The sequence below is a fragment of the Kitasatospora sp. NPDC059673 genome, assembly GCF_042734215.1.
Classification (GTDB): Bacteria; Actinomycetota; Actinomycetes; order Streptomycetales; family Streptomycetaceae; genus Kitasatospora.
In genome coordinates, this window is the sequence record NZ_JBHWEN010000014.1 from 67,548 (window position 1) to 93,410 (window position 25,863).

The following is a 25,863-nucleotide window of genomic DNA, read 5'->3' on the forward strand; positions in this document are numbered from 1 at the left end:
CCGGGGCGCAGGTGCCGCGGTGCTGTCCGCGACGGAACTTACTTGACGACCGGCTAGTTAATCGCCGTTCGGCACGGTAAGTTGTTCCCTAGCCGGTCGTCAAGCCAGTTTCGAAGCAGCCCCCCTGGGCAGGGAGAATGCGACCAAGAACCGGACCTTGACACCCGTCCGCACTTCACGAGGCAGGCCGCCAGCGATGACCACTCCCCAGAGCCCCCGCAGCGACACCAGAGCGCGGATCATCGACGTGGCGCTGGAGTTGTTCGCCGAGCACGGCTACGAGAAGACCTCGCTGCGCGAGATCGCCGACCGCCTCGGCGTCACCAAGGCCGCCCTGTACTACCACTTCAAGACCAAGGACGACATCGTCCGCGGCATCGTCGAGAAGATGGCCGCCCCGCTGGACGACGCCATCGCGTTCGGCGAGGGCAAGGACTGGTCGCCCGAACTGCGCGACGAACTGATCCGCCGGTTCGCCGCCGGCATGGGCGAGCGGGCGCCGCTGCTGCGCTTCTTCCACGAGAACCAGCCCGCGCTGCGGGAGTCCGCGGCCGGGCTGGCGTTCAAGGAGCGGATGATCAAGATGATCACCCTGCTGCACGGGCCGGAGCCGAGCTTCCGCGACAAGCTGCGCGCCACCGTCGCGCTGACGTCCATGCACTCGGCGATGTTCCTGCTCAAGGCCGACCTGTGCGAGCCGGGCCAGGAGCGCACCGGCCCGGTCACCGGCCTGGACGAGGCGATGGAGGCGGCCCTGGAGGTCGCCCTGGAGGTCGCCGCACACATCGAGCCGCCCACGCACTGACGCGGACGGCTCGACGGGGCAGGGCCCGGGTGGCGGATCAGAAGTTGTTCGCGCCGTGGCCCTTCAGGTAGCCGATCGGGTCGGTCACCTTCGCGTACTGGTTGACGGTACGGATCTCGAAGTGCAGGTGCGGACCGGTCGAGTTGCCGGTGTTGCCGGACTTGCCGATCCGGTCGCCCGCGTTCACGTGCTGCCCGGCCTTCACCTCCAGCTGCGACAGGTGCGCGTACTGGGCGAAGCGGCCGTCGGCCAGCTTCAGCACGACCTGGTTGCCGTACGCGCCGGCCCAGCCGGACGACACCACGGTCGAGTTGCCGACCGCCAGCAGCGGGGTGCCCACGGAGACCGCGAAGTCGGTGCCGGTGTGGTAGCCGGCCGCGTACGACGGGTTGGTCTTGTGGTACGGGTTGCTGATCCGAGCGCCCGGGGCGGGGGAGGACCAGTCCATCTTGACCGGCTCGGGCGCCGGGGCGGGCGCGGGAGCCGGCTCGGGCGCCGGAGCCGGCGCGGGCGCCGGGGCGGGGGCGGGAGCCGGGGCCGGCTGCTCGGCCGGAGCGGGCTGCTCGGCCGGGCCGGCGGGCTGCTCGGCCGGCTGCGCCTGGTCCTGGTGCTCGCTCGGGGCGTGCTCGACGGCCGGGTGCCCGTCGGCGGGGTGCTCGTCCGCCTGCTTCGCCAGGTGCTCCAGGTTGGCGGCGACCTTGGCCATCGGGCTGCTGTCGTCCTGGTGGCGAGCCGGAGCGGACAGCTCCAGGTCGCCGCTCTCCAGGTGGGTGTCCGCCGCGGCGAACGGGGAGCTGCCCAGGGCGGCCGGGACGGTCTGCGCGGAGGCGTGTCCGGCAGGGATCAGCACGGCGCCGAAGGCGGCCACAGCGGCGCCGGCGACGACCGCCTTGGTGGGGGTTCGGCGGGCCGGGGCCGCAGCGGCGGCAGCGCCGGAACCGGTGATGGCGTGGATGTGGCGGGTGCTGATCGCCTGGAGAATCCGGCGGCCGGTGGCGGGGAAAGAACGCATCGGGAGTCGGTACCTCACGGACGGGGCCAGAGCGGGGCCGAGCCGGGGGGCTCGCCGAACTGGTGGAACGACTCCGGTGTAAACGACCCCCCGGGGCAGGCCCAAGCGTGTGACGTACGACGGCGGGTAGTGGACGAAGCTCACGGAATACCGACCCGGAGCCTCCCGCGAACCGGCATATTCGCCCTCGAACCTCCTACTTCCGGTCGTAGGTCGCCGAGGCCCTGTGACCAGCGCCACCGGGAAGCGGCCGGTTTGACCCCGGAGCGCCCCGGGTAGAACCGGCTTTCGAACCAGCTGCGCCATCCGATCCACCCAGCCGTCGGAGATGATCAGCTGATGAATGACACCCCGGTGCAGGACCGCCGCTTCACCGCCCGCCGCCAGGCCCACCGCCTGCTGTCCGGCGGCCGCCCGCAGACCGTCCGCGAATCCCTCGCCGAGCTCGCCGCACTGGCCGACGGCCCCTACCCGCTGGACGAGCCCACCGACCTGTACGGCAACGGCATCGTCCGCACCCTGGAGCGCCGCACCGCCGAGCTGCTCGGCAAACCCGACGCCGCCTACTTCCCCACCGGCACGATGGCCCAGCAGGCCGCCCTGAAGACCTGGGCCGACACCCACGGCCCGGTGGTCGCGATGCACCCGCTCGCCCACCCCGAGGTGCACGAGCGCCGCGCCCACCAGGTGCTCAGCGGCCTGCGCTCCGTCCCGCAGGCCACCGGTCGGCAGCAGCCCACCGCCGCGGACCTGGCCGCCCTGGACGAGCCGTTCGACGTCCTGATGCTGGAACTCCCGCTGCGCGACGCCGGCTTCCTGCTGCCCAGCTGGGAGGAGCTGTCCGCGCTGTACGACTTCGCCGCCGACCGCGGCCTGCCGGTCCACCTGGACGGCGCCCGGCTGTGGGAGTCCGCCCCGCACCTGGGCCGGAGCCTGCCGGAGATCTGCGCCCGCGCCGGGTCGGTGTACGTCTCCTGCTACAAGTCGCTGGGCGGGCACAGCGGCGCGCTGGTCGCCGGCGAGGAGGAGTTCGTCCGCCGGATCAAGGTCTGGCGGCACCGCTACGGCGGCAAGCTGTGGCAGCAGTGGCCTGCGGTGCTGTCCGCGCTGGCCGGCCTGGACCGCGAGCTGCCCCGGCTGCCCGACTACGTGGCGCACGCCAAGGTGATCGCCGCCGCGCTCGCCGAGACCCCCGGCGCCCGGATCAACCCGGAGCCGCCGCACACCCACCAGTTCCAGCTCTGGCTGCCGTACCCGGCCGAGCGGCTGGTCGAGGCCGGCCACCGGCAGGCCGAGGAACAGGGCGTGTCGCTGTTCGGCGGCTGGTGGGAGCCCGGCCCGCAGCCCGGCGTGGCGCTGACCGAGGTGACGGTGGCCGCCGCCGCCCTGGAGTGGAGCGCCGAGGAGGTCAGCGCGGCGATGGCGGGTTTCCTCGCGCTGCTCCGATAGCCGAGGAGTTCAGGAACGGCGAAGAGCCCCGGCGGTCCGAAAACCGCCGGGGCCCTTCGTTCAGTACTGCCGTTCAGCCGTGCTCAGGCAAGCGTCACTTGGAGCGCTTGACCTGGATCAGGGCCTCCAGCTCGTTGTGCGACTGCCACAGCACCTGGATCTGGGTACCGGTGTTCGGCACCTGGACGGAGCTGTACTTGTTCGACGCGTCCCAGTAGCTGTTGGTGCGGTCGTTGAAGACCGTCACGCCGCGCTCGCTGGGGATCTTGGTGAGCGCGTCGGCCTTGTGCAGCTGCAGGCCGGTGGTGCGCTCGAAGCGGAAGGTGGAGTCGTACGCCTGGAAGCGCGGACGCATCAGGCTGCCGTCGTTCCACTTCAGCGGGGCCGGGTGGGCGTCGATCGGGAGGATCAGACCCTGGCCGGGGTGGTTGGCCACGTTGTTGTCCGACTGCGAGGAGTCCCACAGCCAGATCAGGATGCCGTTCTGGTTGGCGTAGTGCTCGACCCAGTCGGGGCGGGCGGCCGAACCGAAGTTGTACGGGCCGGTCTTCAGCGTGGTGTCGAAGGACACGTACTGGCGGTTCTCGACCAGGTAGTGCTGGTCGTAGTCCTTGTTGAACTTGCCGGAGATCCGGGAGAAGCCCGACGCGGTCCAGCCGTTGTCACCGTTCTCGGCACCATCGGTGAAGATGGCCGCACCGTTCGCGGTCACCGCGATCTCGTCCAGGGCCAGGCCCTTCATGTGGACGCCCGGGTCGGTGGTGTTGTGGAAGCGGACCTTGATCGCCTTGCCGGCGTACGCGTCCAGCGAGAACGCCAGGTCGCCCCAGCCGGCCGAGTTGCCGGTGATGGAGTTCTCCGGCAGCGCCTTGCCGTTGAAGGTGCCGGCCAGCGAGGACCAGTTCTTGCCGCCGTCGGTGGACACCTCGGCGTACGCGAAGTCGTAGTCCTGCTCCAGGTCGTACCAGGCCTTCGCGGTGAGCGAGGCCGAGGTCTTCCCGGTGAGGTCGACGTCACGGGTCAGGGCGACGTTCAGGTTGTCGGCGCTGCCGCTCCACCACTCGTTGCCACCCGCGAACGGGGTGTTGATCTCGGTGGTGACGGTCTTCGCCGGCAGGTCGACGATCAGACCCTGCTTGCGCTTGTTGTTGTACTCGGCCGGGCCGAGCAGGCTGACGGCGTTCTTGCCGGCCTTGGCGGTGTCGTAGTCCAGCCAGCCCAGCTTCAGCTTCGACCAGATGTCCAGGTCGTTCGGCATGTCGCCGATCTCGTTGCGGCCCTCGCCCAGCCAGGAACCCGAGGACATCAGGGACCAGAAGCCGACCGAGTTGTCGATGCCGGTGCCGGAGGTGTCGTACAGGTCCGGCAGGCCCAGGTCGTGGCCGTACTCGTGGGCGAACACGCCCAGGCCGCCGTTCTCCGGCTGCATGGTGTAGTCGCCGACCCACAGGCCGGTGCCGCCGATCGGGGTGCCGCCGAGCTTGTTGTTCTCCGGACCGGTCTTGCCGGCCTGGTTGGCGTACACGTACGAGCGGTGCGCCCACAGGGCGTCGGTGCCCTGGACGCCGCCGCCGGCCGACTGGTCCTCACCGGCGTGGACGATCTGGAAGTGGTCCAGGTAGCCGTCCGGCTCGTTGAAGTTGCCGTTGCCGTTGAAGTCGTAACGGTCCCACTGGTCGTACTGCGCCAGGTCGGCCTTGATGTCCGCGTCGGTGCGGCCCTTGGCCTTCTGGTCGGCGACCCAGGCGTTGATGCCGTCGCGGATCAGGTCCTGCGCGTTGGCGCAGACGTGCTGGCCGCAGTAGTCCGAGCCGTAGCGGGCCTCGTTCCACGGGACCCGCACCCAGTCGGTGACCAGGCCGTCGACCGAGTAGCGGCCCGAGGACTGCTTCTCGTAGTAGGTCTTCAGCGACGGCTTGTTCGCCGCGAAGTACAGGTCCTGGTAGTGGGCCTGGTTGTAGTCCGCCTGCCAGGCAGTGGAGTTGTCCTTGGTGCGGTCCGGGGAGGCGATCTGGTTGTGCGCCGGGCCGGGGGTGCCGCCGTACTTCACCTTGCCGTCGGGGGTCTTGGTGGTGCTGTCCACCTGGTCGCCGAAGTCGACCAGGATGGTGAAGATCCGGTCGGTGCGCTCACGGGAGAGCTCGACGTACTTGTCGCGGCCCAGCTTGACCGCGCTGCTGCTGCCGTGCTTCTCGACCTTCGCGGTGCCGTTGACCAGCTGCTCTATCGCGGCCTTCTGCTCGGCCTGCACCTTGTCGGTCAGCGGGCTCTGCAGCTCGCGCGGCACCGTGTCGTTCTGAATGGCGTCGGCCGGGTCCTTGGCGACCGGCGTCGCCGGGGCGGCGGTGGCCGTACCCGGCAGCATGCCGACGCCGAGCGCGGCGGTCACCGCGATGGCGGCGGAGGCCGCGGCGACCTTCTTGGTCATCTTCAACGTGGGACGTCCTCCCCTTACCGGTGCGGCTGATGGCCGAGCCGGTGAACCAATGCAAGACAGGTGGACGACATTGGACCCAAGGTCGGGTAAAAAAGAAAGACCTTGACCGTGCCATGGCCACGCCGCTATGCTCCGGCAACTCAAATTATCTGACGATCCGTCAATCTACCTACGGTGTGGGCCGCTTGCGGATCGGTCGCACTCACACCGCGCCGGAGCCCACCCGTTCGGCCTCCACGGCCCCCGCATTCACAGCGCACGGAAACCTAAACAGTTTTTCAACTGAAAACCCGGACGCGAAAAAGCCACCGCCCCCGACCTGATCAGGTCGGAGGCGGCGGCTTGGAACGCGCTTTGTGGATCTATTACTTCGTCAGATCCGGACCGGTCGCCGAGACCGCCGCCGGAGTGTCCGCCACCGGGGACTTCTCCTCACCGCGGAAGGTGAACTTGGCTTCCTTGCCCTCACCCTCCACACCGACCACCACGATGTGGCCGGCCCGCAGCTCACCGAACAGGATCTTCTCGGACAGGTGGTCCTCGATCTCCCGCTGGATCGTGCGGCGCAGCGGACGGGCACCCAGGATCGGGTCGTAACCGCGCTTCGCCAGCAGCTTCTTGGCCTCGACACTGAGCTCGATGGCCATGTCGCGGTCCTTCAGGCGCTGGTCCACCTTCGCGATCATCAGGTCGACGATCTCGATGATGTTCGCCTCGGACAGCTGGTGGAACACCACGATGTCGTCGACACGGTTCAGGAACTCGGGGCGGAAGTGCTGCTTGAGCTCATCGCCGACCTTCGCCTTCATCCGCTCGTAGCCGGTCTGGACGTCACCCGTGGCCGCGAAGCCCAGGTTGAAGCCCTTGGAGATGTCCCGGGTGCCGAGGTTGGTGGTCATGATGATGACCGTGTTCTTGAAGTCCACGACCCGGCCCTGGGAGTCGGTCAGGCGACCGTCCTCCAGGATCTGCAGCAGCGAGTTGAAGATGTCCGGGTGGGCCTTCTCGACCTCGTCGAACAGCACCACCGAGAACGGCTTGCGGCGCACCTTCTCGGTGAGCTGGCCGCCCTCCTCGTAACCCACGTATCCGGGCGGGGAGCCGAACAGCCGCGACACGGTGTGCTTCTCCGAGAACTCGGACATGTCGAGCGCGATCAGCGCGTCCTCGTCCCCGAACAGGAACTCCGCCAGGGTCTTGGACAGCTCGGTCTTACCGACACCCGAGGGGCCGGCGAAGATGAACGAACCACCGGGGCGCTTCGGGTCCTTCAGACCGGCCCGGGTACGGCGGATCGCCTGGGAGAGCGCCTTGATGGCGTCCTCCTGGCCGATGACCCGCTTGTGCAGCTCGTCCTCCATGCGCAGCAGACGCGAGGACTCCTCCTCGGTCAGCTTGAAGACCGGGATACCGGTGGCGGTGGCCAGGACCTCGGCGATGAGCTCCTCGTCCACCTCGGCCACGACATCCATGTCGCCGGCCTTCCACTCCTTCTCCCGCTTGGCCTTCGCGGTCAGCAGCTGCTTCTCGCTGTCGCGCAGACCGGCGGCCTTCTCGAAGTCCTGCGCGTCGATCGCGGACTCCTTCTCGCGGCGCACCTCGGCGATCTTCTCGTCGAACTCGCGCAGGTCCGGCGGCGCGGTCATCCGGCGGATGCGCATCCGGGAACCGGCCTCGTCGATCAGGTCGATCGCCTTGTCCGGCAGGAAGCGGTCCGAGATGTACCGGTCGGCCAGGGTGGCGGCGGCGACCAGGGCCGAGTCGGTGATCGAGACGCGGTGGTGCGCCTCGTACCGGTCGCGCAGGCCCTTGAGGATCTCGATGGTGTGCGGGAGCGAGGGCTCGGCGACCTGGATCGGCTGGAAGCGGCGCTCCAGCGCGGCGTCCTTCTCCAGGTGCTTGCGGTACTCGTCCAGCGTGGTGGCGCCGATGGTCTGCAGCTCACCGCGGGCCAGCATCGGCTTCAGGATGGAGGCGGCGTCGATCGCGCCCTCGGCGGCGCCCGCGCCGACCAGGGTGTGCAGCTCGTCGATGAACAGGATGATGTCGCCGCGGGTGCGGATCTCCTTGAGCACCTTCTTCAGGCGCTCCTCGAAGTCACCGCGGTAGCGGGAGCCGGCCACCAGGGCGCCGAGGTCCAGCGTGTAGAGCTGCTTGTCCTTCAGCGTCTCCGGGACCTCGCCCTTGACGATCGCCTGGGCCAGGCCCTCGACGACGGCGGTCTTGCCGACGCCGGGCTCGCCGATCAGCACCGGGTTGTTCTTGGTGCGGCGGGACAGCACCTGCATGACCCGCTCGATCTCCTTCTCGCGCCCGATCACCGGGTCGAGCTTGGCCTCGCGGGCGGCCTGCGTCAGGTTGCGGCCGAACTGGTCGAGCACCAGGGAGGTGGACGGGGTGCCCTCGGCGGGGCCGCCGGCCGTGGCCGACTCCTTGCCGCTGCCGGTCGAGTAGCCGGACAGCAGCTGGATCACCTGCTGGCGCACCCGGTTCAGGTCGGCGCCGAGCTTCACCAGGACCTGGGCGGCGACGCCCTCGCCCTCGCGGATCAGGCCGAGCAGGATGTGCTCGGTGCCGATGTAGTTGTGGCCGAGCTGAAGGGCCTCGCGGAGCGACAGCTCCAGCACCTTCTTCGCCCGGGGAGTGAAGGGGATGTGGCCGGACGGGGCCTGCTGGCCCTGGCCGATGATCTCCTCGACCTGCTGGCGGACCGCCTCGAGCGAGATGCCGAGGCTCTCCAGCGCCTTGGCGGCGACACCCTCGCCCTCGTGGATCAGGCCCAGGAGGATGTGCTCGGTGCCGATGTAGTTGTGGTTGAGCATCCGGGCTTCTTCCTGTGCCAGGACGACAACCCGCCGCGCGCGGTCGGTGAACCTCTCGAACATCGTTAATCGCTCCTCAGAGCGGTCGGTCAGTTCGGGGGCCGTCCCCGCCCTGTCCTTCCGCATGCTAGTCCCGCTCAGCGGCGCGGCTACGGAACTCCCACCGGAGCGGGAGAAACATGCTGCGCGACCAGCCGACACCTTTCCCAACCTGATGCTGGGAGACGGTGTTCCCAGCGGCGGGCCCGATGCACCGGATACCGCTACGCCAACGGCGAACACAGTCCGGTGGAACCGGTGGACCGGCCCCGCGCAGTGCTGCGGCCGGGCTCCTGCGACCCCGTCCACCTGCATTCATACCCGGTTGGGCGGCGGGTTTCGCGCGGTTTCCGGGGGGTGCTTGTTCGCCTGGCGAGAAGTCGGCCGACCGGGCACCCGGAGTGACGGCCGGTCAGGCCGACCCCGCGTGACGTCCCGCCACACCGGCGGCGGTCGTGACCGGGTCGCTCACTCCAGCGTTGCACAGGTCGTGACCAGTTCGCCGCCGGCCGCCGCCCGTACCCCTTGGACGCCTCGGCCGACCGGGATCGGTCGGTCCGGAGCGGACCGGGTGATCGCACCGCTGCGGCCCGCACTGGCCGCCCTCGGCCGCCTCGACCGGCTCGGCCGCACCACCGGACCGGTGCTGCGACACGGCGGCCGGGCCGCCTTCCTGCTCGCCCCGGGGGCCGCCGAGCCGGTGCCCGACCTGTTGGGCTGGCTCGGCTGGGGCCCCGAACTGCGGCTGCCGATCGACGCCGTCACGGCGCACCCGGGAGAGCCCCGGGTGCCCGAACCGCGGACCGCCGACTGGCTGCGGGCCGGCTCCGAGCGGCCCGCACTGGACCTGCGCTCGCCCGACCTGCTGTGCCTGCTGGACGCCCTGGCGGACGCCTGTGCGCGGGAGCGACTGGGGTTGCCGCCCGCGCGGTGATGAAGCCGGACGCCTCAGGAGGCGTTGGCCTTCTCGTACGCCTCGCGCACGTTGCTCGGAACCCGGCCGCGGTCGTTGACCGGGTAGCCGTTCTCCTTCGCCCAGTTACGGATCTTGGCGGTGTCGGCCCCACCGGCCGAGGAGGCGGAGCGCCCGGCGCCCCGGGTGCCGCCGCGCCGCGGGGCGGTCAGCCGACCGCTCTGCTTGCGGCCCTTCTCGACGTACGGGGCAAGCAGGCCGCGGAGCTTGTCCGCGTTGTCGCTCTTCAGGTCGATCTCGTAGGCCACGCCGTCCAGGGCGAACGTCACCGTCTCGTCCGCGGAGCCACCGTCGAGATCGTCTTCCAGAATGACCTGAACCCTCTGTGCCACGGGCTTCCCTTTCCGCGATAACGGTCCATTGCCTAGTGAAAGGAAAGCGCCTTTTCCCGGAAAACACAAACCCCTGTGCCGCCCGTCGTGCCCGCAGAGCTGGATCAGAGGTGCAGCAGCATGCGCGAGTTGCCCAGTGTGTTCGGCTTCACCCGCTCCAGGTCGAGGAACTCGGCGACACCTTCGTCGTACGAGCGCAGAAGTTCTTCATAGACTTCTGTGGCCACGACCGCCGGGTCTGCCGTACGATCGTCGTTTTCGCCGATCTCGACGAAGCCGTGTTTCGAGAAGAACGGCACCTCGAACGTCAGGCAGAAAATCCGACGGACGCCGAGCCAGCGTGCCGTCTCCAGCAGCTTGTCCAGCAGCTGGTGCCCGATGCCGAGGCCTTTGCAGATCGGATCGACCGCGAGGGTGCGCACCTCGGCCAGGTCCTCCCACATCACGTGCAGTGCGCCGCAGGCCACCACGCGGCCGTCCTCGTCGCGTTCGGCGACCCAGAACTCCTGGACGGATTCGAACAGTGTGACGGTCGGCTTGTCGAGCAGAATGCCGTCGCGGGCGTACGTGTCGATGAGCCGGCGAACGGCGCGTACGTCGGTGGTCCGCGCACGGCGGATGGTGACCTCCATGCCGGGGAACGTTATCGTGCCCCGGGCGGGCGGGTCTCCTCGGTATCGACACCGGACACTCGGAGAGCGTCGCGCAGCCACTCGCGCTGTTCCGGCGACATCATCCCGAAGAAGTGCACCAGGGCCGCGGCCGGATTGTCACTCGTCGCCCAGGCATCGTTCATCAGCGCGGCGGTGTAAGCCTCGCGCGAGGACACCGGCTCATATCGGTATGCGCGCCCCGCGCGCTCCCGGCGCACCCAGCCCTTTCGATAGAGCTTGTCGAGCACCGTCATCACCGTTGTGTACGCGATTTCACGTTCCGAACGCAGATCCTGCAGAACCTCTCGAACGGTGACCGGGCGGTTCCACTGCCACACCCGGGTCATGATGTCGTTCTCGAGTTCTCCGAGTGGCCGCACCATAGTGCGGCCCAGGATAGGACCGAATCGGACAAAGGGCGGCAAATGGCAAACAGACCGGCGCGCCGCTCCCCGAAAGAGGGAACGGCGCGCCGGCCGGTGATCGGACTATTCGGTGGAGGAGGTGGAGGAAGCCGTCACCATCGCCTCGGCGGCGGCGTCCTCCTTGGCCTTCTGGGCACCGCCCTGGCTGCGGATGATGGCCCGCACCAGGAAGGCGAAACCGATCGCCATGACCAGGGGCGGGACGAGCGCGCTGACGTACTCCATGGGTCTACTCCTCGGTGTCCTCGGTGTCCTCGTCGGCTTCGGCGGTCTTCTCCGCCTTCCCGGCCTTCTCGGGCTTCACCAGCGGGAAGAGCACCGTCTCGCGGATGTTCTTGCCGGTCAGCAGCATGATCAGGCGGTCCACACCCAGGCCGAGGCCGCCGGTGGGCGGCATCGCGTACTCCAGGGCGCGCAGGAAGTCCTCGTCCAGCTGCATCGCCTCGACGTCGCCACCGGCCGCCAGCAGGGACTGCGCGGTCAGGCGGGCGCGCTGCTCGACCGGGTCGATCAGTTCGGAGTAGGCGGTGCCGATCTCGGTACCGAAGATCACCAGGTCCCACTTCTCCGCGACACCCTCGATCGAGCGGTGCTGGCGGGTCAGCGGGGACACCTCGGTCGGGTAGTCCTTGATGAAGGTCGGCTTGATCGCGTGGTGCTCCAGCAGGCGCTCGACCATCTCCAGGACGATCTGGCCGTGGCCCCACTCCTTCTCGTACGGGATGCCGGCCGCGTCGGCGAGCTTGCGCAGCTCGTCCACCGAGGTGGCGGGGGTGACCTCGGTGCCCAGGTGGGCGGAGATGCCCGGGTAGACCGAGACCTCCTGCCAGGGCTCCGCCAGGTCGATCTCGTGCTCGGTGCCGTCCGGGCCCAGGCCCTTGACCACGGTGGTGCCCAGCGCGTCCCGCGCGGCGTTCACGATGATCGCCCGGATCAGCTCGGCCTGGGTGTCGTAGTCGCCGTACGCCTCGTACGACTCCAGGGCGGTGAACTCCGGGTTGTGGGTGGCGTCCGCGCCCTCGTTGCGGAAGTTCCGGTTGATCTCGAAGACCTTCTCGGCGCCGCCGACCACCAGGCGCTTCAGGTACAGCTCGGTCGCGATCCGCAGGTACAGCTCGATGTCGTACGCGTTGATGTGCGTCCTGAACGGACGGGCGTTGGCGCCGCCGTGGATCGGCTGCAGCATCGGGGTCTCGACCTCGAGGTAGCCGCGGTCCTCGTAGGTGCGGCGGATCGAGCGGATCACCCGGGTGCGCAGGTGCAGCATCTCGCGCGCCTCGGGGTTGACGATCAGGTCCACGTAGCGCTGGCGGACCCGGGCCTCCGGGTCGGTCAGGCCCTTGTGCTTGTCCGGCAGCGGGCGCAGGCACTTGGCGGTGAGCTCCCAGCGGTCCACCATCACGCTCAGCTCGCCGCGGCGGGAGGTGATCACCTCGCCCTCGACGCCGACCTGGTCGCCGAGGTCGATGTCGGCCTTCCAGGCGGCCAGCCGCTCCTCGCCCAGCTTGTCCAGGGACAGCATCACCTGGAGGTCGCCGGAGCCGTCGCGCAGGGTGGCGAAGCAGAGCTTGCCGCCGGTGCGGGCCAGGATGACCCGGCCGGTGATGCCCGCCCGTTCGCCGGTCGCGGTGTCCGGCGCCAGGTCCGGGTGCTTGTCGCGCAGCTCGGCGATGGTCGAGGTGCGGGGGAAGCCGACCGGGTACGGGTCGATGCCGGCGGCCCGCAGCCGGTCCAGCTTCTCGCGCCGGACGCGCATCTGCTCGGGAAGGTCGTCGGTCGCGGGGAGAGTGCTCTGATCGCTCACCCCACCAGGGTAGCCAGGCTCACGGGCACTTCCGCCACGGGATATCGCGCCGCACGCCCCCGCCCCCCGGCCACGGCGGATCCCCGGGCCGCCGACGGGGCGGCCCGGGGAGCCCTGACGTCGACTCAGTTGTGCGCGCCGGTCCTGCGCCGGCGGGCGACCACGGCGATCACGCCGCCGCCCACCACGATGGCGCCCAGGCCCAGCCCGAGCATGGTGCCGGTGCCCTCGCTGCCGGTGGACGCCAGGTCGCCGCTGGTGGCGGCGTGCGAGGAGGCGCTGCCACTGGCGGTCGGGGTCGCCCGGCCGGCCGAGGCCGAGGCCGAACCGGTCGGGCCGGAGCCGGCGGGCGGGGTGGACTGCCCGCCGCCCGACCCGGTGCTCGGGGGGCTCGGCTCGGCGGTGGTGGCGGCGGTGCCGAGCGCCAGCGTGATCGAGTTGTTGGCGTTATTGGTGTCGTACGGCAGCGGCTCGACCCTGTTCTCCGACCCGCCCTGCGCGGTGGTCAGCGCGATGGCGACCACCGGACCGGTGGCCGGAGCGGAGACCGCGAGCGGCACGTCGAAGACCTTGTCCTCGCCGCCGGCCAGCCACTCCGGAAGGTTGCAGGCGACGACGTCCGGGTGCTGGTCGCGCACGAAGCAGCCGTCGGGCAGTTTGCCGGCGACGGTGACCCCGGAAGGCGGCGTCAGGAGGAACTCGGCGACGGGGCTGCCACTGCGCAGGTAGCCGACCGAGGCCGGGCCGTCGCTGTGCGCCCTGACCTTCAGGATGCCCTTCTTACCGCCGTCGGTGGGGACCCACACCGCCCAGGACGAGAGGTCCGCGTGGCTGTCGACCCGGTACTGGAGGATCACCGCGCTGCGCGAGTACGGGCCGACGTTCGGCGGGCCGGGCTTGGTGCCTTCCTGCTCCGGCACGTCCGTGACGAGGCGGGTGCCGCTGTTGGTGGCGGGCGTGAAGGTGTAGCCCCGGTGCAGGTACTGGAGTTCGCTGTCGTACTCGCCCGGCAGGGCCTGGTACTCGACGTCCGGGTAGAGCGCGTCGGCGCCGACAGCGATCTCCATCGGGGCGACCGTGACGGTCTGGCCGGGCTTGACCGAGGTGTTGATGGTGCAGATGGCCGCCTCGGTGAGGCCGAACGTTCCGCTGGTGTCGACGGGCTTGCCGTACGAGCAGTTGGCGTAGTGCTGCTTGAACTTGAGGCCCGGGGAGAGCTGGGCGGCGATCACCAGCCGGCCGCTGGCCAGGGTGCCGTTGTTGGTGAGCTCCAGCGGCTGCCTGATGGTGGAGCCGGGCTTGCCGCCGTCGAACTTGTGGCCCTGGTCCGCGCCGGTCTTGAACTCCAGCTTCGGGCCGCCCGCGTACACCGCGACGTCGGTGCTGGTGATCGGGCCGTCGACCCAGCCCTGACTGATCTTCAGGTGGCCGGCCGTCCCCTGCGGCGCGCCCTTGAGGCCCGTCAGCACGGGGTGGAACTGGTGGCTGAAGTCGGGGTGCTGCTGGGAGGGGTACTGGCGGTAGGTGCAGGTGAAGACCTGTCCCGCCGAAGTGCACTTCGCGCCCGACTCGGTGTCGGGCGCGAAGGCGGCGATGCCGGCCAGGCCGGTCGCGTCGTAGGTGTAGACGATGTCCCGGGCGCTGGAACCGGTGAACGTGCCGAGCGAGTTGAAGATCAGCTGGTACGCGGTGGCGTCGCCGCTGTCGGGGACGGCCGGGACGGAGACGGCGGACGGGACGTCGAACTGGAGCTCGTCCGCGGCTAGCGCGGGCGTCGAGGTGAGAGCCAGGATTGCGGCGGCGGCCACCGGTGCGGCGAGGGCGGCCGGACGCGTGATGCGCGAATTCCCCACGATGATCCTTCGATCTTTCGGATGCGACCGGCCCAGACGATAGGGGGGATTCCGGCCATCGATGCGGTGTTATTTCGGACAGTTCGGGACGCGGCCGCCGCTATCGCTCGAACCTGTTGTCAAATCTTGACCCTTGTTCCTCCGTGGGTGCCTCACCATGTCGACACATCTCCAGCGGGCAACGCGAAGAGCCCCCTCCGGGGAGGGGGCTCAAGGCAGTTGACTGGCCGTCAGCCGTCTGTGCCGGTGGCGAGTTCCGGCTGGTCGGTGTCGGTGGGCGGTTCGGGGGCGGGGCGGGTGCGGCGGCCGAAGAGTTCGGCGGGGGTGGGCATCCGGCGCGGCCGGGGGCGATCGGCGGGGGGCTGCGGGTGCTGGTCGCTCATCGGGAACCGTCCTCCAACTGGGATGGCGGGCTGGGGTTCGGACGCGGGGCTCGGTACGGCGGCGAGGTGCCGCTGCCCGGAGCCGAGGGAGAGTCGTTCGCGGACCTCCGCCTCGGCGAGTGCGTGGCAGCGTCCGGCGAGCCGGGAGCGGCGGGCGTGTTCGGGCGGGCCGCACGGCTGGCGGGACAAGGCGCGCAGGGCGGAGAGGTCCTCGGCGGTGGGCAGGTAGCCGTCGGTGACGGCCTCCTCCAGCCGTTCCAGGTAGCCGCCCGCGCTGCCGGGCAGGGCGGCGCGGTAGCGGCCCAGGTCGGCCAGCAGGAACGCGCGCAGCCGCCCGCCCTCCTGGACCGCCTCGTCGATGGCCTCGGTGAGCCGAAGCGCGTCCTGGACGTCCTCGGCCCACAGTTCGCCGCTGGCGGTGGGCATCGGGAGCCGGTCGGGCGCGGCCGGATAGAGGGCTTGGGCGAGGGCACGGCGCAGCACCCGGACTTCGTCGGCGCTGAAGGCCATGCCGCCGCGCGATCCGTGTGGCGTTGGCATGGCTCGACAGTACGTGCCGTACGTCCGACTTATGGCGATTGAGGACGTGTTTGTCCCGATTGGCCTATGAGATGGTGCATCTGACGTCCGGTCGGCGGTCCAATGGCGGCCGACCGGGCGTCAGCGGCCCTCAGGCGGTGGCCGGGCGGTTGCGCTCGAAGATCAGACGCAGGCCGATCAAGGTCAGCCACGGCTCGTGCACGTCGATCGAATCGGCCTCGCCGAGGACCAGCGGGGCCAGGCCGCCGGTGGCGATCACCTGGACGTCGTTCGGGTCCTTGGCCAGTTCCTTGGCCATCCGGTTGACCAGGCCGTCCACCTGCCCGGCGAAACCGTACAGGATGCCCGACTGCATGCCCTCGACGGTGTTCTTGCCGATCACGTTGCGCGGGCGGGCCAGCTCGATCTTGCGGAGCATCGCGGTGCGGCCGCCCAGGGCGTCGACCGAGATCTCGATGCCCGGGGCGATCGCGCCGCCCACGTAGTCGCCGCGCGCGTTGATCGCGTCGAAGGTGGTGGCGGTGCCGAAGTCGACCACGATGCACGGCCCGCCGTACAGGTGGTTGGCGGCCAGCGCGTTGACGATCCGGTCCGCGCCGACCTCCTTCGGGTTGTCCATCAGCACGTGCACGCCGGTCTTCACGCCCGGCTCCACGATCACCGCCGGCACGTCCCCGTAGTACCGGCGGGTCACCTCGCGCAGCTCGTGCAGCACCGCCGGCACCGAGGAACAGATCGCCAGGCCGGCCACCCGGTCGTCCGCCGAGACGATCGGGTGGGCGCCCATCAACCCCTGGAGCAGCACCGCCATTTCGTCGGCGGTGCGGCGCGGGTCGGTGGAGATCCGCCAGTGCTCGACGATCTCCTCGCCGTCGAACAGGCCGAGCGTGGTCTGGGTGTTGCCGACGTCGATGGTGAGGAGCATGGGGCGCTTTCTGCTTGGAAGGGTCAGGAACTGCGGAGGTCCAGGCCGATGTCCAGGATCGGCGAGGAGTGCGTCAGGGCGCCGACGGCCAGGTAGTCGACACCAGTCTCCGCGACCTCGCGCGCGGTGGCCAGGGTCAGGCCGCCGGAAGCCTCCAGCTTCGCCCGGCCCGCGACCAGGGCGACTGCCTCGCGCAGCTGCTCGGTGCTGAAGTTGTCCAGCAGGATCAGGTCCGCGCCGGCCTCCAGCACCGGGGTGATCTGGTCGATGGTGTCCACCTCGACCTCGATCGGCAGCTCCGGGAACGCGGCCCGGACGGCGTTGAACGCCTCGGCGACGCCGCCGGCGGCGACCACGTGGTTGTCCTTGACCAGCGCCGCGTCCGAGAGCGCCATCCGGTGGTTGGCGCCGCCGCCCGCGCGGACCGCGAACTTCTCCAGCGCGCGCAGGCCCGGAGTGGTCTTGCGGGTGTCCCGGACCACCGCCTTGGTGCCCTCCAGGGCGTCCGTCCAGGCGCGGGTCGCGGTGGCGATGCCGGACAGGTGGCAGAGCAGGTTGAGCGCGGAACGCTCGGCGGTGAGCAGGTCGCGGGTACGGCTGCGCACCGAGAGCAGCACCTGGCCGGCCTCGACCGCCGCGCCGTCCTCGACGTGCCGCTCGACCTCGAACTCGTCCTCGCACACCAGCGAGACGACCGCCTCGGCGACCCGCAGGCCCGCGACGACTCCCGCCTGACGGGCCGTGAAGTCCGCGGTGGCGACGGCCTCGGCGGGGACGGTCGCCACCGAGGTGACGTCCTCGCCGCCGGCCAGGTCCTCGGACAGGGCCATCATCGCCACGTCCTCCACCTCGACCGGGTCCAGGCCGGCCGCCTCCAGCAGCTCGGCCAGCGCCGGGTCGAGCCCGGTCTCGTACACCTCGCCGTCACCGCAGGCACAGCCGTCGCCACAGCCGTCGGACTCGGTGGGCAGGAGGGGGAGTTCGTCGTGGGACATGGGTGAGGCTCCAAGAGGTGGGTGCGAAACCGGGGGCGCGAAAGAACGGGGCGGGCGGAACGTCAGCTGCTGACGGGGTGGGTGATGTGGCGGTGCCAGTGGGTGTCGTCGCGGTCGGGGAAGTCCTCGCGCCAGTGGCAGCCGCGGGTCTCCTCGCGGAGGGTGGCGGCGGCGGTGAGGGCGGTGGCGACCTGGTGGAGGTTGGTGGCTTCCCAGGTTTCGACGGAGGGGGAGGCGGGGTGGGCCGGGTCGGGCAGGGCCGCCAGGCCCTTCGCGGTGGCGGCCAGCGAGTCCGCGGAGCGGATCACGCCCGCGCCGGTGGACATCAGGTGCTGGATCGCGCCGCGGCTCTCCGCGGGCAGCAGCGGCACCGGCGTGGCGGCCTGGGCGGCGTCGGCGTCCACGGTGCGGGCGGGGAGCTGCCCGGCCTCGGCCAGTTCGGCCAGGTCGGCGGCGATCCGTTCGGCGAACACCAGGCCTTCGAGCAGCGAGTTGGAGGCGAGGCGGTTGGCCCCGTGCACGCCGGTGCAGGCGACCTCGCCGCACGCGTACAGGCCGGGGACGGTGGTGCGGCCGTGCAGGTCGGTGCGGATGCCGCCGGAGGCGTAGTGCGCGGCCGGGGCGACCGGTATCGGCTCGGTGACCGGGTCGATGCCGTGGCTGCGGCAGGCGGCCAGGATGGTGGGGAAGCGGTTCTCCCACATCTCGGCGCCGAAGTGCCGACCGTCCAGATACATGTGCCGGGTGTCGTGGGCGTTCATCCGGCGGGTGATGGCCTTGGCGACGATGTCGCGCGGGGCGAGTTCGGCGAGTTCGTGCTGGCCGATCATGAAGCGCACACCGTCGGCGTCCACCAGGTGCGCGCCCTCGCCGCGGACGGCTTCGGAGACCAGCGGCTGCTGGCCCTGCGCGTCCGGGCCGAGGAACAGCACGGTGGGGTGGAACTGGACGAACTCCAGGTCGGTGACCTCGGCGCCGGCCCGCAGGGCGAGTGCCACGCCGTCGCCGGTGGAGACCGCCGGGTTGGTGGTGGCCGAGAACACCTGGCCCATGCCGCCGGACGCCAGCACCACGGCGCGGGCCAGGATCGCGCCGACGCCGTCCCGCTGGCCCTCGCCCATCACGTGCAGGGTGACGCCGGAGGCGTGGCCGCCGGCGTCGGTGAGCAGGTCCAGGACGAGGGCGTGTTCGATGAGTTCGAGGCCCGGGTCGGCCTCGACGGCGGCGACCAGGGCGCGCTCGATCTCGGCGCCGGTGGCGTCGCCGCCGGCGTGCGCGATCCGGCGGCGGTGGTGGCCGCCCTCGCGGGTGAGGACGATCTCGCCGTCCTCGTCGAGGTCGAACTCGGCGCCCACCTCGATCAGTCGGCGCACCGCGTCCGGACCCTCGGTGACCAGCGTCCGGACGGCGTCCTCGTCGCACAGCCCGACCCCGGCGACCAGGGTGTCCTGGAGGTGCTGCTCCGGGGTGTCGCCCTCGCCCAGGGCGGCGGCGATGCCGCCCTGGGCCCAGCGGGTGGAGCCGTCGTCGAGCATCGCCTTGGTGACCACCATGGCCCGCAGGCCGGCCTTGCGGACGTTGAGCGCGACGGTGAGTCCGGCCACGCCGGAGCCGACCACGACCACGTCGGTGCTCGTGGTCCAGCCGGGGGCGGGGGCGGTCAGGCGGTGCGACATGGCTTCAGCTGCTCCTTCAGTGCGCGGCGGCGACGGCCGCGCCGTCCGCCCCACGGTACGCGGCGTCACCGCGCAGCAGTCCGCTGCCCTCGGGGGCGTCCGCGGGGTCGCCGCCCAGGCCGGTGATCCGGTTGTGCTCGTCCACGAACACCACCTTCGGCAGGTACGCCTTGGCCTCGGCGGTGTCCATCTGCCCGTATGCGATCAGGATCACCAGGTCGCCGGGGTGGACCAGCCGGGCGGCGGCACCGTTGATGCCGATGACGCCGGAGCCGCGCGGGCCCGCGATGGTGTAGGTCTCCAGCCGGGCGCCGTTGTTGATGTCGACGATGTGGACCAGCTCGCCGGGGAGTAGGTCCGCGGCGTCGAGCAGGTCCTCGTCGACCGTCACCGATCCCACGTAGTGCAGGTCGGCCTGGGTGACGGTGGCACGGTGGATCTTGGACTTGAGCATGGTGCGGAGCATGTGGTCACGCCTCTCTGAGTGCATGCCGGGGCTGCAGCCGTACTTGTCGGACGACGCAGTGCTTATCGGACGATGATGCTCACGTTGTCGATCAGCCGGGTCGAGCCGACCTTGGCCGCGAGCGCGAGCACCGCCTCGCCCCGGTAGTCGTCCGGCGCCTCGGTGAAGGACATCGGATCGATCAGGGCGAGGTAGTCGAGGGAGATGCCGTCCGCGCCGTCCAGCACGGCGGCGGCCGCCTCGCGGACGGCCTTGGCACCCTGGGCACCGGCGTCACGGCCGGCGAACAGGGCGCGGGAGAGGGCGAGCGCCTGGGCGCGCTCCTCGTCGGAGAGGAAACGGTTGCGGGAGGACAGCGCCAGGCCGTCCTCCTCGCGGACGGTCGGGACGCCGACGATCTCCACGTCGAAGTCCAGGTCCGCGACCATCCGGCGGATGATCGCCAGCTGCTGGGCGTCCTTCTCGCCGAAGACCGCGAAGTCGGGGTCGGTGATGTGCAGCAGCTTGGCGACCACGGTCAGCATGCCGTCGAAGTGGCCGGGGCGGGACGCGCCCTCGAAGCCCTCGCCCATCGGGCCCGCCGAGAGGCGCACCAGCGGCTCGCCGTTCGGGTACATCTCGTCCACGGACGGGGCGAACACCACGTCCGCGCCCATCTCCTCGGCGAGCGCGACGTCCGCGTCCAGGGTGCGCGGGTAGCGGTCGAGGTCCTCGCCGGCGCCGAACTGCAGCGGGTTCACGAACACCGTGACGGCCACCCGGCCGTCCTTGCCGACCTGGCGGCGGGCCTCCCGGACCAGCGCCGCGTGGCCCTGGTGCAGCGCGCCCATGGTCATCACCACGGCGTTGTCCACCGGCTGCTCGTCCGGCCAGAACGCGGCCTCGAACTCCTCCACGGTGCGGGTCAGCACCGCCTTGCGGACCTTCGCCGCCTTCGGGGCCTTCGCCGGGCGCCTGTCGCGTGCCATCAGTGCTTCTCCTCGTTCAGTACGTCCAGCAGCGCTGCCGCCGGTTCCGGCTTCAGCGATCCGTTGGCGACCGCCCGTTGCGCGGTCGCCTTCGCCATCGCCCGGTACGCCTGGCCGATGTCCGGGGTCACCGTAGCGAGTCGGTCCAGGTGCTTGCGCACCGTGCCCACGTCGCCCCGGGCGACCGGGCCGGTCAGCGCCAGGTCGCCGGAGCGCAGGGCGTTGTCCAGGGCCGCGCCGAGCAGCGGGCCGAGCATCTGGCCGGGCTCGGCGACACCCGCCGTGCGCAGCAGCTCCATCGCCTGCGCGACCAGCGTGACCAGGTGGTTCGCGCCGTGCGCGAGAGCCGTGTGGTACAGCGGCCGGACGTCCTCCGGGATCCAGGACGGCTCGCCGCCCATCTCCACCACCAGCGCCTCGGCGACCGGACGCAGCTCCTCGGGCGCGGTGACACCGAACGGGCAGCCGGCCAGCCGGGCCACGTCCACCGAGGTGCCGGTGAACGTCATCGCCGGGTGCAGCGCCAGCGGCAGCGCGCCCTTGCGGGTCGCGGGCTCCAGCACCGCCACGCCATGGGCACCCGAGGTGTGGACGAGTATCTGGCCCGGACGCACGGCGCCCGTCGCGGCCAGACCGCTCACCAGATCGGGCAGGGCGTCGTCCGGGACGGTCAGCAGCACCAGGTCGGCCGCCGCCATCACCTGCGGCGGCGTCACCAGACGGACGCCGGGCAGCAGGGCCTCGGCGCGACGCCGCGAGGCGGCGGACACACCGGACGCGGCGACCACCCGGTGGCCGGCCAGTTGCAGGGCCGCACCCAGGGCGGGACCGACCCGGCCGGCCCCGACCACACCGACAGTGAGCCGGGCCGGGCGGTTACCGGGGTCGGAGGGATCTCCGAAGTCGTGCAGCACTCTTCCGTTCCAGTCCTCGGCGGGTACCAGACGTACCGCTCAATGGTACGGGGCCGCCGCGCCCACCCTCCCGCCCGTGGCCCGGCAGGGAAGGGGAGGGGGTGGGGGGCTGCGGGTGTGCTGTTGGTGGTGGGTCGGTGGGGCAGGGACGTCAGGGGGTTTCGCCGGCGCGGACGAGGCCGTTCTCGTAGGCGAGGACGACGGCCTGGACACGGTCGCGGAGGCTGAGTTTGGCGAGGATGCGGCCGACGTGGGTCTTGACGGTGGCTTCGGAGAGGACCAGGCGGGCCGCGATCTCGCCGTTGGAGAGGCCCTGGGCGACCAGCAGGAAGACCTCGCGTTCGCGTTCGGTGAGCGGGCCGAGGACGGCGGAGCCGGGCGTCGCGGTGGGGGTGGGCAGCACCTCGGCGAAGCGGTCGATCATGCGGCGGGTGGTGGTGGGCGCGACCACCGCGTCGCCGCCGTTCACGGCGCGGATCGCGGCGACCAGTTCGGTCGGCGGCACGTCCTTGAGCAGGAACCCGGAGGCGCCCGCCTTGAGTGCGGCGAAGGCGTATTCGTCCAGGTCGAAGGTGGTGAGGATGAGGACTCGCGGCGCGCCCTCGATCGGGGTGCCGCGGTCGTCGAGGCAGATCCGGCGGGTGGCCTGGACGCCGTCGAGGCGGGGCATCCGGACGTCCATCAGGATCACGTCGACCTCGGCGGTGCGCAGCACGTCGAGTGCCTGCTGGCCGTCGCCGGCCTCGGCGGCGATCTCGATGTCGCCCTGCGACTGCAGCACCATCCGGAAGCCGGTTCGCAGCAGTTCCTGGTCGTCGACCAGCATCACGCGGATCGGCATCGCTCGGGTCTCCTTCATTTGGCCACTTTGAGGGGGAGGACGGCCCTGATCCGGAAACCGCCGCCGGGCCGGGGCCCGACGTCCAGGCTTCCGCTGACCATGCCGACCCGTTCACGCATGCCGATCAGGCCGTGGCCGAGGCCGTCGGTGCCGCCGGCGGCGAGCTTTTCGTGGGTGCTGCCGCGGCCGTCGTCCTCGACCAGGACCTCCAGGTCGCCGTCCCGGAAGTCGACGGCGACCTTGGCACTGGCGTCCGGGCCGCCGTGCTTGCGGACGTTGGTGAGGGCTTCCTGGACGATCCGGTAGACCGTCAGCTCCAGGCCGCGGGGGAGTTCGCGGACCTCGCCGGTGGCGGTGTACTCGACCGGCAGGCCGGCGGTGCGGACCTGTTCGAGCAGGTCGGGGAGTTCCTCGACGCCGGGCTGCGGCACGTACTCGCCGGTGGTGTCGGCGGTGCGCAGCACGCCGAGCAAGCGGCGCATCTCGGCGAGCGCCTGGCGGCCGGTGGAGGCGATGGTGCTGAGCGCCTCCTTGGTCTGCTGCGGGGAGGAGTCCATGACGTACGCGGCGCCGTCGGCCTGGACGATCATCACGGAGACGTTGTGCGCGACCACGTCGTGCAGCTCGCGGGCGATCCGGGCGCGCTCGGCGGCGACCGCGACCTGCGCCTGGGCGTCCCGTTCGCGTTCCAGCCGGGCGGCCCGGTCCTCCAGTTCGACCAGGTAGGCGCGGCGGACCCGGGTCAGCCGGCCCCACGCCCAGCACAGCACGAACGGGGTGGTCATCAGCGCGGCCACCAGGACCTTCTTGGCGAAGGTGTCGTTCGGGCCGCCGTCGCCGGTCGGCATCAGCCGCCAGACCGTGAGCGGCCCGGCGATCAGGCTGGCGACCAGCGCCAGCCGGGCCGTCCAGCGCCGGCCGAAGGCCGCGCCGGTGTAGGCGAACACCAGGTAGGCCATGCTGGCCGCGCCGGGTTCGATCACGAGGGCGATCTGGCTGAGACCGATGGCGACGGCCGCCGCGGTGGTGACGTCGGGCCAGCGCCGCCGGACCACCATCAGCCCGGGCAGGACCATGGCGACCGCGACGGCCAGGAATTTCTCGGCCCCGGTGATCCGCATCCCGTCGGGCCCGACCTGGTCCAGCGCCACGAGTACGCCCGGGAACAGCACCATCAGTGCCCAGGCGGAATCGACCACCATGGGGTGTCGGCGGAGCCAGGCGTTGAGTCGATGCACAGGTCCAGCCTAGGGAGTCGGACGGCATGTTCAGGTCCGCCGGGAGAGCGATCCGGTGCTACTCCCCAGGGTGGAGATCCCTGCCTCCCGGTAACGTCGCCCGCTATGACATGGATGCGGTGGCGGCCCGCGATCGAACACGCGCTGTACCGGCCCGACGGCGGCTTCTACCGCAGGCCGGAGGGTCCGGCCGGGCACTTCCGCACCTCCGTGCACGCCTCCGCCCGGTTCGCCGGCGCGGTGGCCCGCCTGTTGGCAGGGGTCGACGCCGCGCTCGGCTCGCCGGCCCGGCTCTGCTTCGTGGACGTCGGCGCGGGCCGCGGCGAACTCACCGTCGCCGTCCGCGACGCGCTGCCCGCCGAGCTGCGCGCCCGGGTCGCGTTCCACGCCGTCGAACTCGCCGACCGCCCCGCCGGCCTGCCCGCCGGCATCGGCTGGGGCCCCGAGCCGCCGTCCGGCGTCACCGGCCTGCTGTTCGCGAACGAGTGGCTCGACAACGTCCCCCTGGACCTCGCCGAACGCGACGAGGACGGCCGGCTCCGGTACATCGAGGTCGCCCCGGACGGCGAGGAACGGCTCGGCGAGCTGCTCGACGCGGACGACGCGGCGTGGGCCTCCCGGTGGTGGCCCGGGGAGCGGGTGGAGCTGGGCGGGCCCCGGGACGCCGCCTGGGCCGCAGCGGTCGGTGCCCTGGAGCGGGGCCTCGCGGTGGCCGTGGACTACGCGCACACCCGTGACACCCGCCCGCCGTTCGGCACCCTCACCGGCTTCCGGGACGGCCGCGAGACCACGCCCGTCCCCGACGGCAGCTGCGACCTGACCGCGCACGTCGCCCTCGACGCCGCCGCCGTCCCCGGTCACCCGACCGTCCTCACCACCCAGCGCGCCGCCCTGCACGCACTCGGCGTCAGCGGCGCCCGCCCGCCGCTCGCGCTCGCCAGCACCGACCCGGCCGGCTACCTGCGGGCCCTGGGCGGGGCCGGGGAGGCCGCCGAACTCACCGACCCGGCCGGGCTCGGCGCGTTCCACTGGCTGGTCCAGGCCGTCCGCATGCCGGTACCGGACGAGCTCGCGGGACTGCCGGGATGGCAGACTCTCCCCTCATGAAGGAGTCGACGGCCATGACGGAGACCACGGTCGGCATCGGCCCGGGCGCGCAGACGCTCCCCGGGGAGCCCGGCAGCACCGACATGGTGCTCAACATAGGCCCCCAGCACCCGTCCACCCACGGCGTGCTGCGCCTGAAGCTCGTCCTCGACGGCGAGCGGATCAGCTCCGTCGAACCTGTGATCGGCTACATGCACCGCGGCGCGGAGAAGCTCTTCGAGGCCCGTGACTACCGGCAGATCATCATGCTGGCCAACCGGCACGACTGGCTGTCCGCCTTCGCCAACGAGCTCGGTGTGGTGCTCGCCGTCGAGCGGATGCTCGGCATGGAGGTCCCCGAGCGGGCCGTCTGGCTGCGGACCCTGCTGGCCGAGCTGAACCGGGTGCTCAACCACCTGATGTTCCTGGGCTCGTACCCCCTGGAGCTGGGCGGCATCACGCCGATCTTCCACTCCTTCAACGGCCGGGAAGAGCTCCAGCACGTGCTGGAGGAAGCCTCCGGCGGCCGCATGCACTACATGTTCAACCGGGTCGGCGGCCTGAAGGAGGACCTGCCGGCCGGCTGGCTCGGCCGGGTCCGGGCGGCCGTCGGCGTCGTTCGCTCGCAGCTGCCGGTCTTCGAGGACCTGGTGCTCGGCAACGAGATCTTCCGCGGCCGGACGGCCGGGATCGGCGTGCTCTCGCCCGAACACGTGCATGCCTACGGCGTCACCGGGCCGATCGCGCGGGCCAGCGGCGTCGACTTCGACCTGCGGCGGGACGAGCCGTACCTCGCGTACGGGGAACTGCAGGACGTCCTGCGGGTGCCAGTGCGGGAGGAAGGGGACTGCCTGGCCCGGTTCGAGTGCCTGCTCGACCAGACGGAGAACGCGCTCGCGCTGGCGGACGCGTGCCTGGACCGGCTGGCGGAAATGCCCTCCGGGCCGATCAACCTGCGGCTGCCCAAGGTGCTCAAGGCACCCGAGGGGGAGACGTACGCCTGGACGGAAAACCCGCTCGGGGTGAACGGGTACTACCTGGTGTCGCGCGGGGAGAAGACGCCCTGGCGGCTGAAGCTCCGGTCGGCCTCGTTCAACAACATCCAGGCGCTCACGGAACTGCTGCCGGGGACGCTGGTGGCGGACATGGTGGCGATTCTGGGGTCGATGTACTTCGTGGTCGGGGACATCGACAAGTAGAACCCTTCGGCAGGCGAAGGGGAACGGA

The 25,863-nt window shown here is 71.1% G+C and carries 22 protein-coding genes and 1 pseudogene; 5 read left to right on the forward strand and 18 right to left on the reverse strand.

Features of this window, described 5'->3' with window-relative positions; translation table 11 throughout:
- Positions 1–196 precede the first annotated feature (196 nt).
- Positions 197–805, forward strand: a complete 609-nt coding sequence (locus ACFV18_RS18115; protein WP_380484263.1) for a TetR/AcrR family transcriptional regulator — start codon at positions 197–199, stop codon at positions 803–805.
- A gap of 37 nt (positions 806–842) precedes the next feature.
- Here the strand turns inward: ACFV18_RS18115 and ACFV18_RS18120 are convergent, their stop codons facing one another.
- Positions 843–1,817 carry a M23 family metallopeptidase gene (locus tag ACFV18_RS18120; RefSeq protein WP_380484265.1) on the reverse strand — a complete coding sequence of 325 codons (975 nt, stop codon included), beginning with the start codon at positions 1,815–1,817 and terminating at the stop codon, positions 843–845.
- A gap of 339 nt (positions 1,818–2,156) precedes the next feature.
- Between ACFV18_RS18120 and ACFV18_RS18125 the strand changes: the two genes are divergently transcribed.
- Complete coding sequence (locus ACFV18_RS18125) at positions 2,157–3,266, forward strand: threonine aldolase family protein (RefSeq protein ID WP_380484267.1); 1,110 nt, start codon at positions 2,157–2,159, stop codon at positions 3,264–3,266.
- A gap of 94 nt (positions 3,267–3,360) precedes the next feature.
- Here ACFV18_RS18125 and ACFV18_RS18130 read toward each other — a convergent pair whose 3' ends face one another.
- Together ACFV18_RS18130 and ACFV18_RS18135 are read right to left on the reverse strand one after the other, a co-directional pair.
- Positions 3,361–5,694, reverse strand: coding sequence for an immune inhibitor A domain-containing protein (locus tag ACFV18_RS18130; RefSeq protein ID WP_380484489.1), 2,334 nt, complete (start codon positions 5,692–5,694; stop codon positions 3,361–3,363).
- Positions 5,695–6,068: 374 nt separating this feature from the next.
- A complete protein-coding gene (locus tag ACFV18_RS18135) occupies positions 6,069–8,588 on the reverse strand; it encodes an ATP-dependent Clp protease ATP-binding subunit (RefSeq protein WP_380484269.1) in 2,520 nt (839 codons plus the stop codon).
- A 547-nt stretch (positions 8,589–9,135) separates the two neighbouring features.
- On the opposite strand from ACFV18_RS18135, the gene ACFV18_RS18140 reads away from it, so the two are divergent.
- Entirely contained in the window at positions 9,136–9,498 is a 363-nt protein-coding gene (locus ACFV18_RS18140) for a hypothetical protein (RefSeq protein ID WP_380484271.1), read from the forward strand.
- Between the two features lie 14 nt (positions 9,499–9,512).
- Here ACFV18_RS18140 and ACFV18_RS18145 read toward each other — a convergent pair whose 3' ends face one another.
- The 15 genes and pseudogenes from ACFV18_RS18145 to ACFV18_RS18215 form a co-directional block, all read right to left on the reverse strand.
- Positions 9,513–9,869, reverse strand: coding sequence for an Lsr2 family protein (locus ACFV18_RS18145; protein ID WP_380484273.1), 357 nt, complete (start codon positions 9,867–9,869; stop codon positions 9,513–9,515).
- A 104-nt stretch (positions 9,870–9,973) separates the two neighbouring features.
- Positions 9,974–10,501, reverse strand: a complete 528-nt coding sequence (locus ACFV18_RS18150; protein ID WP_380484275.1) for an amino-acid N-acetyltransferase — start codon at positions 10,499–10,501, stop codon at positions 9,974–9,976.
- 11 nt (positions 10,502–10,512) lie between these two features.
- Positions 10,513–10,905 carry a BlaI/MecI/CopY family transcriptional regulator gene (locus ACFV18_RS18155; protein WP_380484277.1) on the reverse strand — a complete coding sequence of 131 codons (393 nt, stop codon included), beginning with the start codon at positions 10,903–10,905 and terminating at the stop codon, positions 10,513–10,515.
- A gap of 105 nt (positions 10,906–11,010) precedes the next feature.
- The gene (locus ACFV18_RS18160) at positions 11,011–11,172 is read right to left on the reverse strand and encodes a hypothetical protein (protein WP_380484279.1); all 162 of its coding nucleotides are present in this window, start codon (positions 11,170–11,172) and stop codon (positions 11,011–11,013) included.
- A 4-nt stretch (positions 11,173–11,176) separates the two neighbouring features.
- Positions 11,177–12,742, reverse strand: a pseudogene (gene lysX, locus ACFV18_RS18165) (bifunctional lysylphosphatidylglycerol synthetase/lysine--tRNA ligase LysX); the annotation flags it as partial.
- Between the two features lie 134 nt (positions 12,743–12,876).
- Complete coding sequence (locus tag ACFV18_RS18170) at positions 12,877–14,604, reverse strand: hypothetical protein (RefSeq protein WP_380484281.1); 1,728 nt, start codon at positions 14,602–14,604, stop codon at positions 12,877–12,879.
- A gap of 230 nt (positions 14,605–14,834) precedes the next feature.
- Positions 14,835–15,527, reverse strand: a complete 693-nt coding sequence (locus ACFV18_RS18175; RefSeq protein WP_380484283.1) for a hypothetical protein — start codon at positions 15,525–15,527, stop codon at positions 14,835–14,837.
- A gap of 130 nt (positions 15,528–15,657) precedes the next feature.
- Positions 15,658–16,452: a type III pantothenate kinase gene (locus ACFV18_RS18180; RefSeq protein ID WP_035863765.1), complete on the reverse strand. Its 795-nt coding sequence runs from the start codon at positions 16,450–16,452 to the stop codon at positions 15,658–15,660.
- 23 nt (positions 16,453–16,475) lie between these two features.
- On the reverse strand, positions 16,476–17,447 hold the full coding sequence (nadC, locus tag ACFV18_RS18185) for a carboxylating nicotinate-nucleotide diphosphorylase (RefSeq protein WP_380484286.1): 972 nt from the start codon (positions 17,445–17,447) through the stop codon (positions 16,476–16,478).
- Positions 17,448–17,509: 62 nt separating this feature from the next.
- Positions 17,510–19,123 carry an L-aspartate oxidase gene (locus tag ACFV18_RS18190; protein WP_380484289.1) on the reverse strand — a complete coding sequence of 538 codons (1,614 nt, stop codon included), beginning with the start codon at positions 19,121–19,123 and terminating at the stop codon, positions 17,510–17,512.
- Positions 19,124–19,139: 16 nt separating this feature from the next.
- Positions 19,140–19,589 (reverse strand): aspartate 1-decarboxylase, encoded by a 450-nt coding sequence (panD, locus tag ACFV18_RS18195; RefSeq protein WP_380484291.1) that lies wholly within the window; start codon positions 19,587–19,589, stop codon positions 19,140–19,142.
- Positions 19,590–19,651: 62 nt separating this feature from the next.
- The gene (gene panC, locus ACFV18_RS18200) at positions 19,652–20,557 is read right to left on the reverse strand and encodes a pantoate--beta-alanine ligase (protein ID WP_380484292.1); all 906 of its coding nucleotides are present in this window, start codon (positions 20,555–20,557) and stop codon (positions 19,652–19,654) included.
- Entirely contained in the window at positions 20,557–21,471 is a 915-nt protein-coding gene (locus tag ACFV18_RS18205; protein WP_380484293.1) for a Rossmann-like and DUF2520 domain-containing protein, read from the reverse strand. Before ACFV18_RS18205 ends, panC begins: the two co-directional genes overlap by 1 nt.
- 151 nt (positions 21,472–21,622) lie before the next feature.
- The gene (locus ACFV18_RS18210; RefSeq protein ID WP_380484491.1) at positions 21,623–22,312 is read right to left on the reverse strand and encodes a response regulator; all 690 of its coding nucleotides are present in this window, start codon (positions 22,310–22,312) and stop codon (positions 21,623–21,625) included.
- A gap of 14 nt (positions 22,313–22,326) precedes the next feature.
- A complete protein-coding gene (locus ACFV18_RS18215; RefSeq protein ID WP_380484295.1) occupies positions 22,327–23,550 on the reverse strand; it encodes a sensor histidine kinase in 1,224 nt (407 codons plus the stop codon).
- Between the two features lie 105 nt (positions 23,551–23,655).
- Here ACFV18_RS18215 and ACFV18_RS18220 point away from each other — a divergent pair, with 105 nt between their 5' ends.
- A complete protein-coding gene (locus ACFV18_RS18220; protein WP_380484297.1) occupies positions 23,656–24,657 on the forward strand; it encodes an SAM-dependent methyltransferase in 1,002 nt (333 codons plus the stop codon).
- A gap of 14 nt (positions 24,658–24,671) precedes the next feature.
- A complete protein-coding gene (locus tag ACFV18_RS18225; protein ID WP_380484299.1) occupies positions 24,672–25,835 on the forward strand; it encodes an NADH-quinone oxidoreductase subunit D in 1,164 nt (387 codons plus the stop codon).
- The last annotated feature ends 28 nt before the right edge of the window (positions 25,836–25,863 follow it).

Coding starts and splice junctions, on each gene's coding strand:
- ACFV18_RS18190 (WP_380484289.1), bottom strand. CDS start 19,123: ATGTCGCACCGCCTGACCGCCCCCGCCCCCGGCTGGACCACGAGCACC.
- ACFV18_RS18175 (WP_380484283.1), bottom strand. CDS start 15,527: ATGCCAACGCCACACGGATCGCGCGGCGGCATGGCCTTCAGCGCCGAC.
- ACFV18_RS18160 (WP_380484279.1), bottom strand. CDS start 11,172: ATGGAGTACGTCAGCGCGCTCGTCCCGCCCCTGGTCATGGCGATCGGT.
- panD (WP_380484291.1), bottom strand. CDS start 19,589: ATGCTCCGCACCATGCTCAAGTCCAAGATCCACCGTGCCACCGTCACC.
- ACFV18_RS18150 (WP_380484275.1), bottom strand. CDS start 10,501: ATGGAGGTCACCATCCGCCGTGCGCGGACCACCGACGTACGCGCCGTT.
- nadC (WP_380484286.1), bottom strand. CDS start 17,447: ATGTCCCACGACGAACTCCCCCTCCTGCCCACCGAGTCCGACGGCTGT.
- ACFV18_RS18115 (WP_380484263.1), top strand. CDS start 197: ATGACCACTCCCCAGAGCCCCCGCAGCGACACCAGAGCGCGGATCATC.
- ACFV18_RS18210 (WP_380484491.1), bottom strand. CDS start 22,312: ATGCCGATCCGCGTGATGCTGGTCGACGACCAGGAACTGCTGCGAACC.
- ACFV18_RS18225 (WP_380484299.1), top strand. CDS start 24,672: ATGACGGAGACCACGGTCGGCATCGGCCCGGGCGCGCAGACGCTCCCC.
- ACFV18_RS18180 (WP_035863765.1), bottom strand. CDS start 16,452: ATGCTCCTCACCATCGACGTCGGCAACACCCAGACCACGCTCGGCCTG.
- ACFV18_RS18155 (WP_380484277.1), bottom strand. CDS start 10,905: ATGGTGCGGCCACTCGGAGAACTCGAGAACGACATCATGACCCGGGTG.
- panC (WP_380484292.1), bottom strand. CDS start 20,557: ATGGCACGCGACAGGCGCCCGGCGAAGGCCCCGAAGGCGGCGAAGGTC.
- ACFV18_RS18220 (WP_380484297.1), top strand. CDS start 23,656: ATGACATGGATGCGGTGGCGGCCCGCGATCGAACACGCGCTGTACCGG.
- ACFV18_RS18135 (WP_380484269.1), bottom strand. CDS start 8,588: ATGTTCGAGAGGTTCACCGACCGCGCGCGGCGGGTTGTCGTCCTGGCA.
- ACFV18_RS18125 (WP_380484267.1), top strand. CDS start 2,157: ATGAATGACACCCCGGTGCAGGACCGCCGCTTCACCGCCCGCCGCCAG.
- ACFV18_RS18130 (WP_380484489.1), bottom strand. CDS start 5,694: ATGACCAAGAAGGTCGCCGCGGCCTCCGCCGCCATCGCGGTGACCGCC.
- ACFV18_RS18120 (WP_380484265.1), bottom strand. CDS start 1,817: ATGCGTTCTTTCCCCGCCACCGGCCGCCGGATTCTCCAGGCGATCAGC.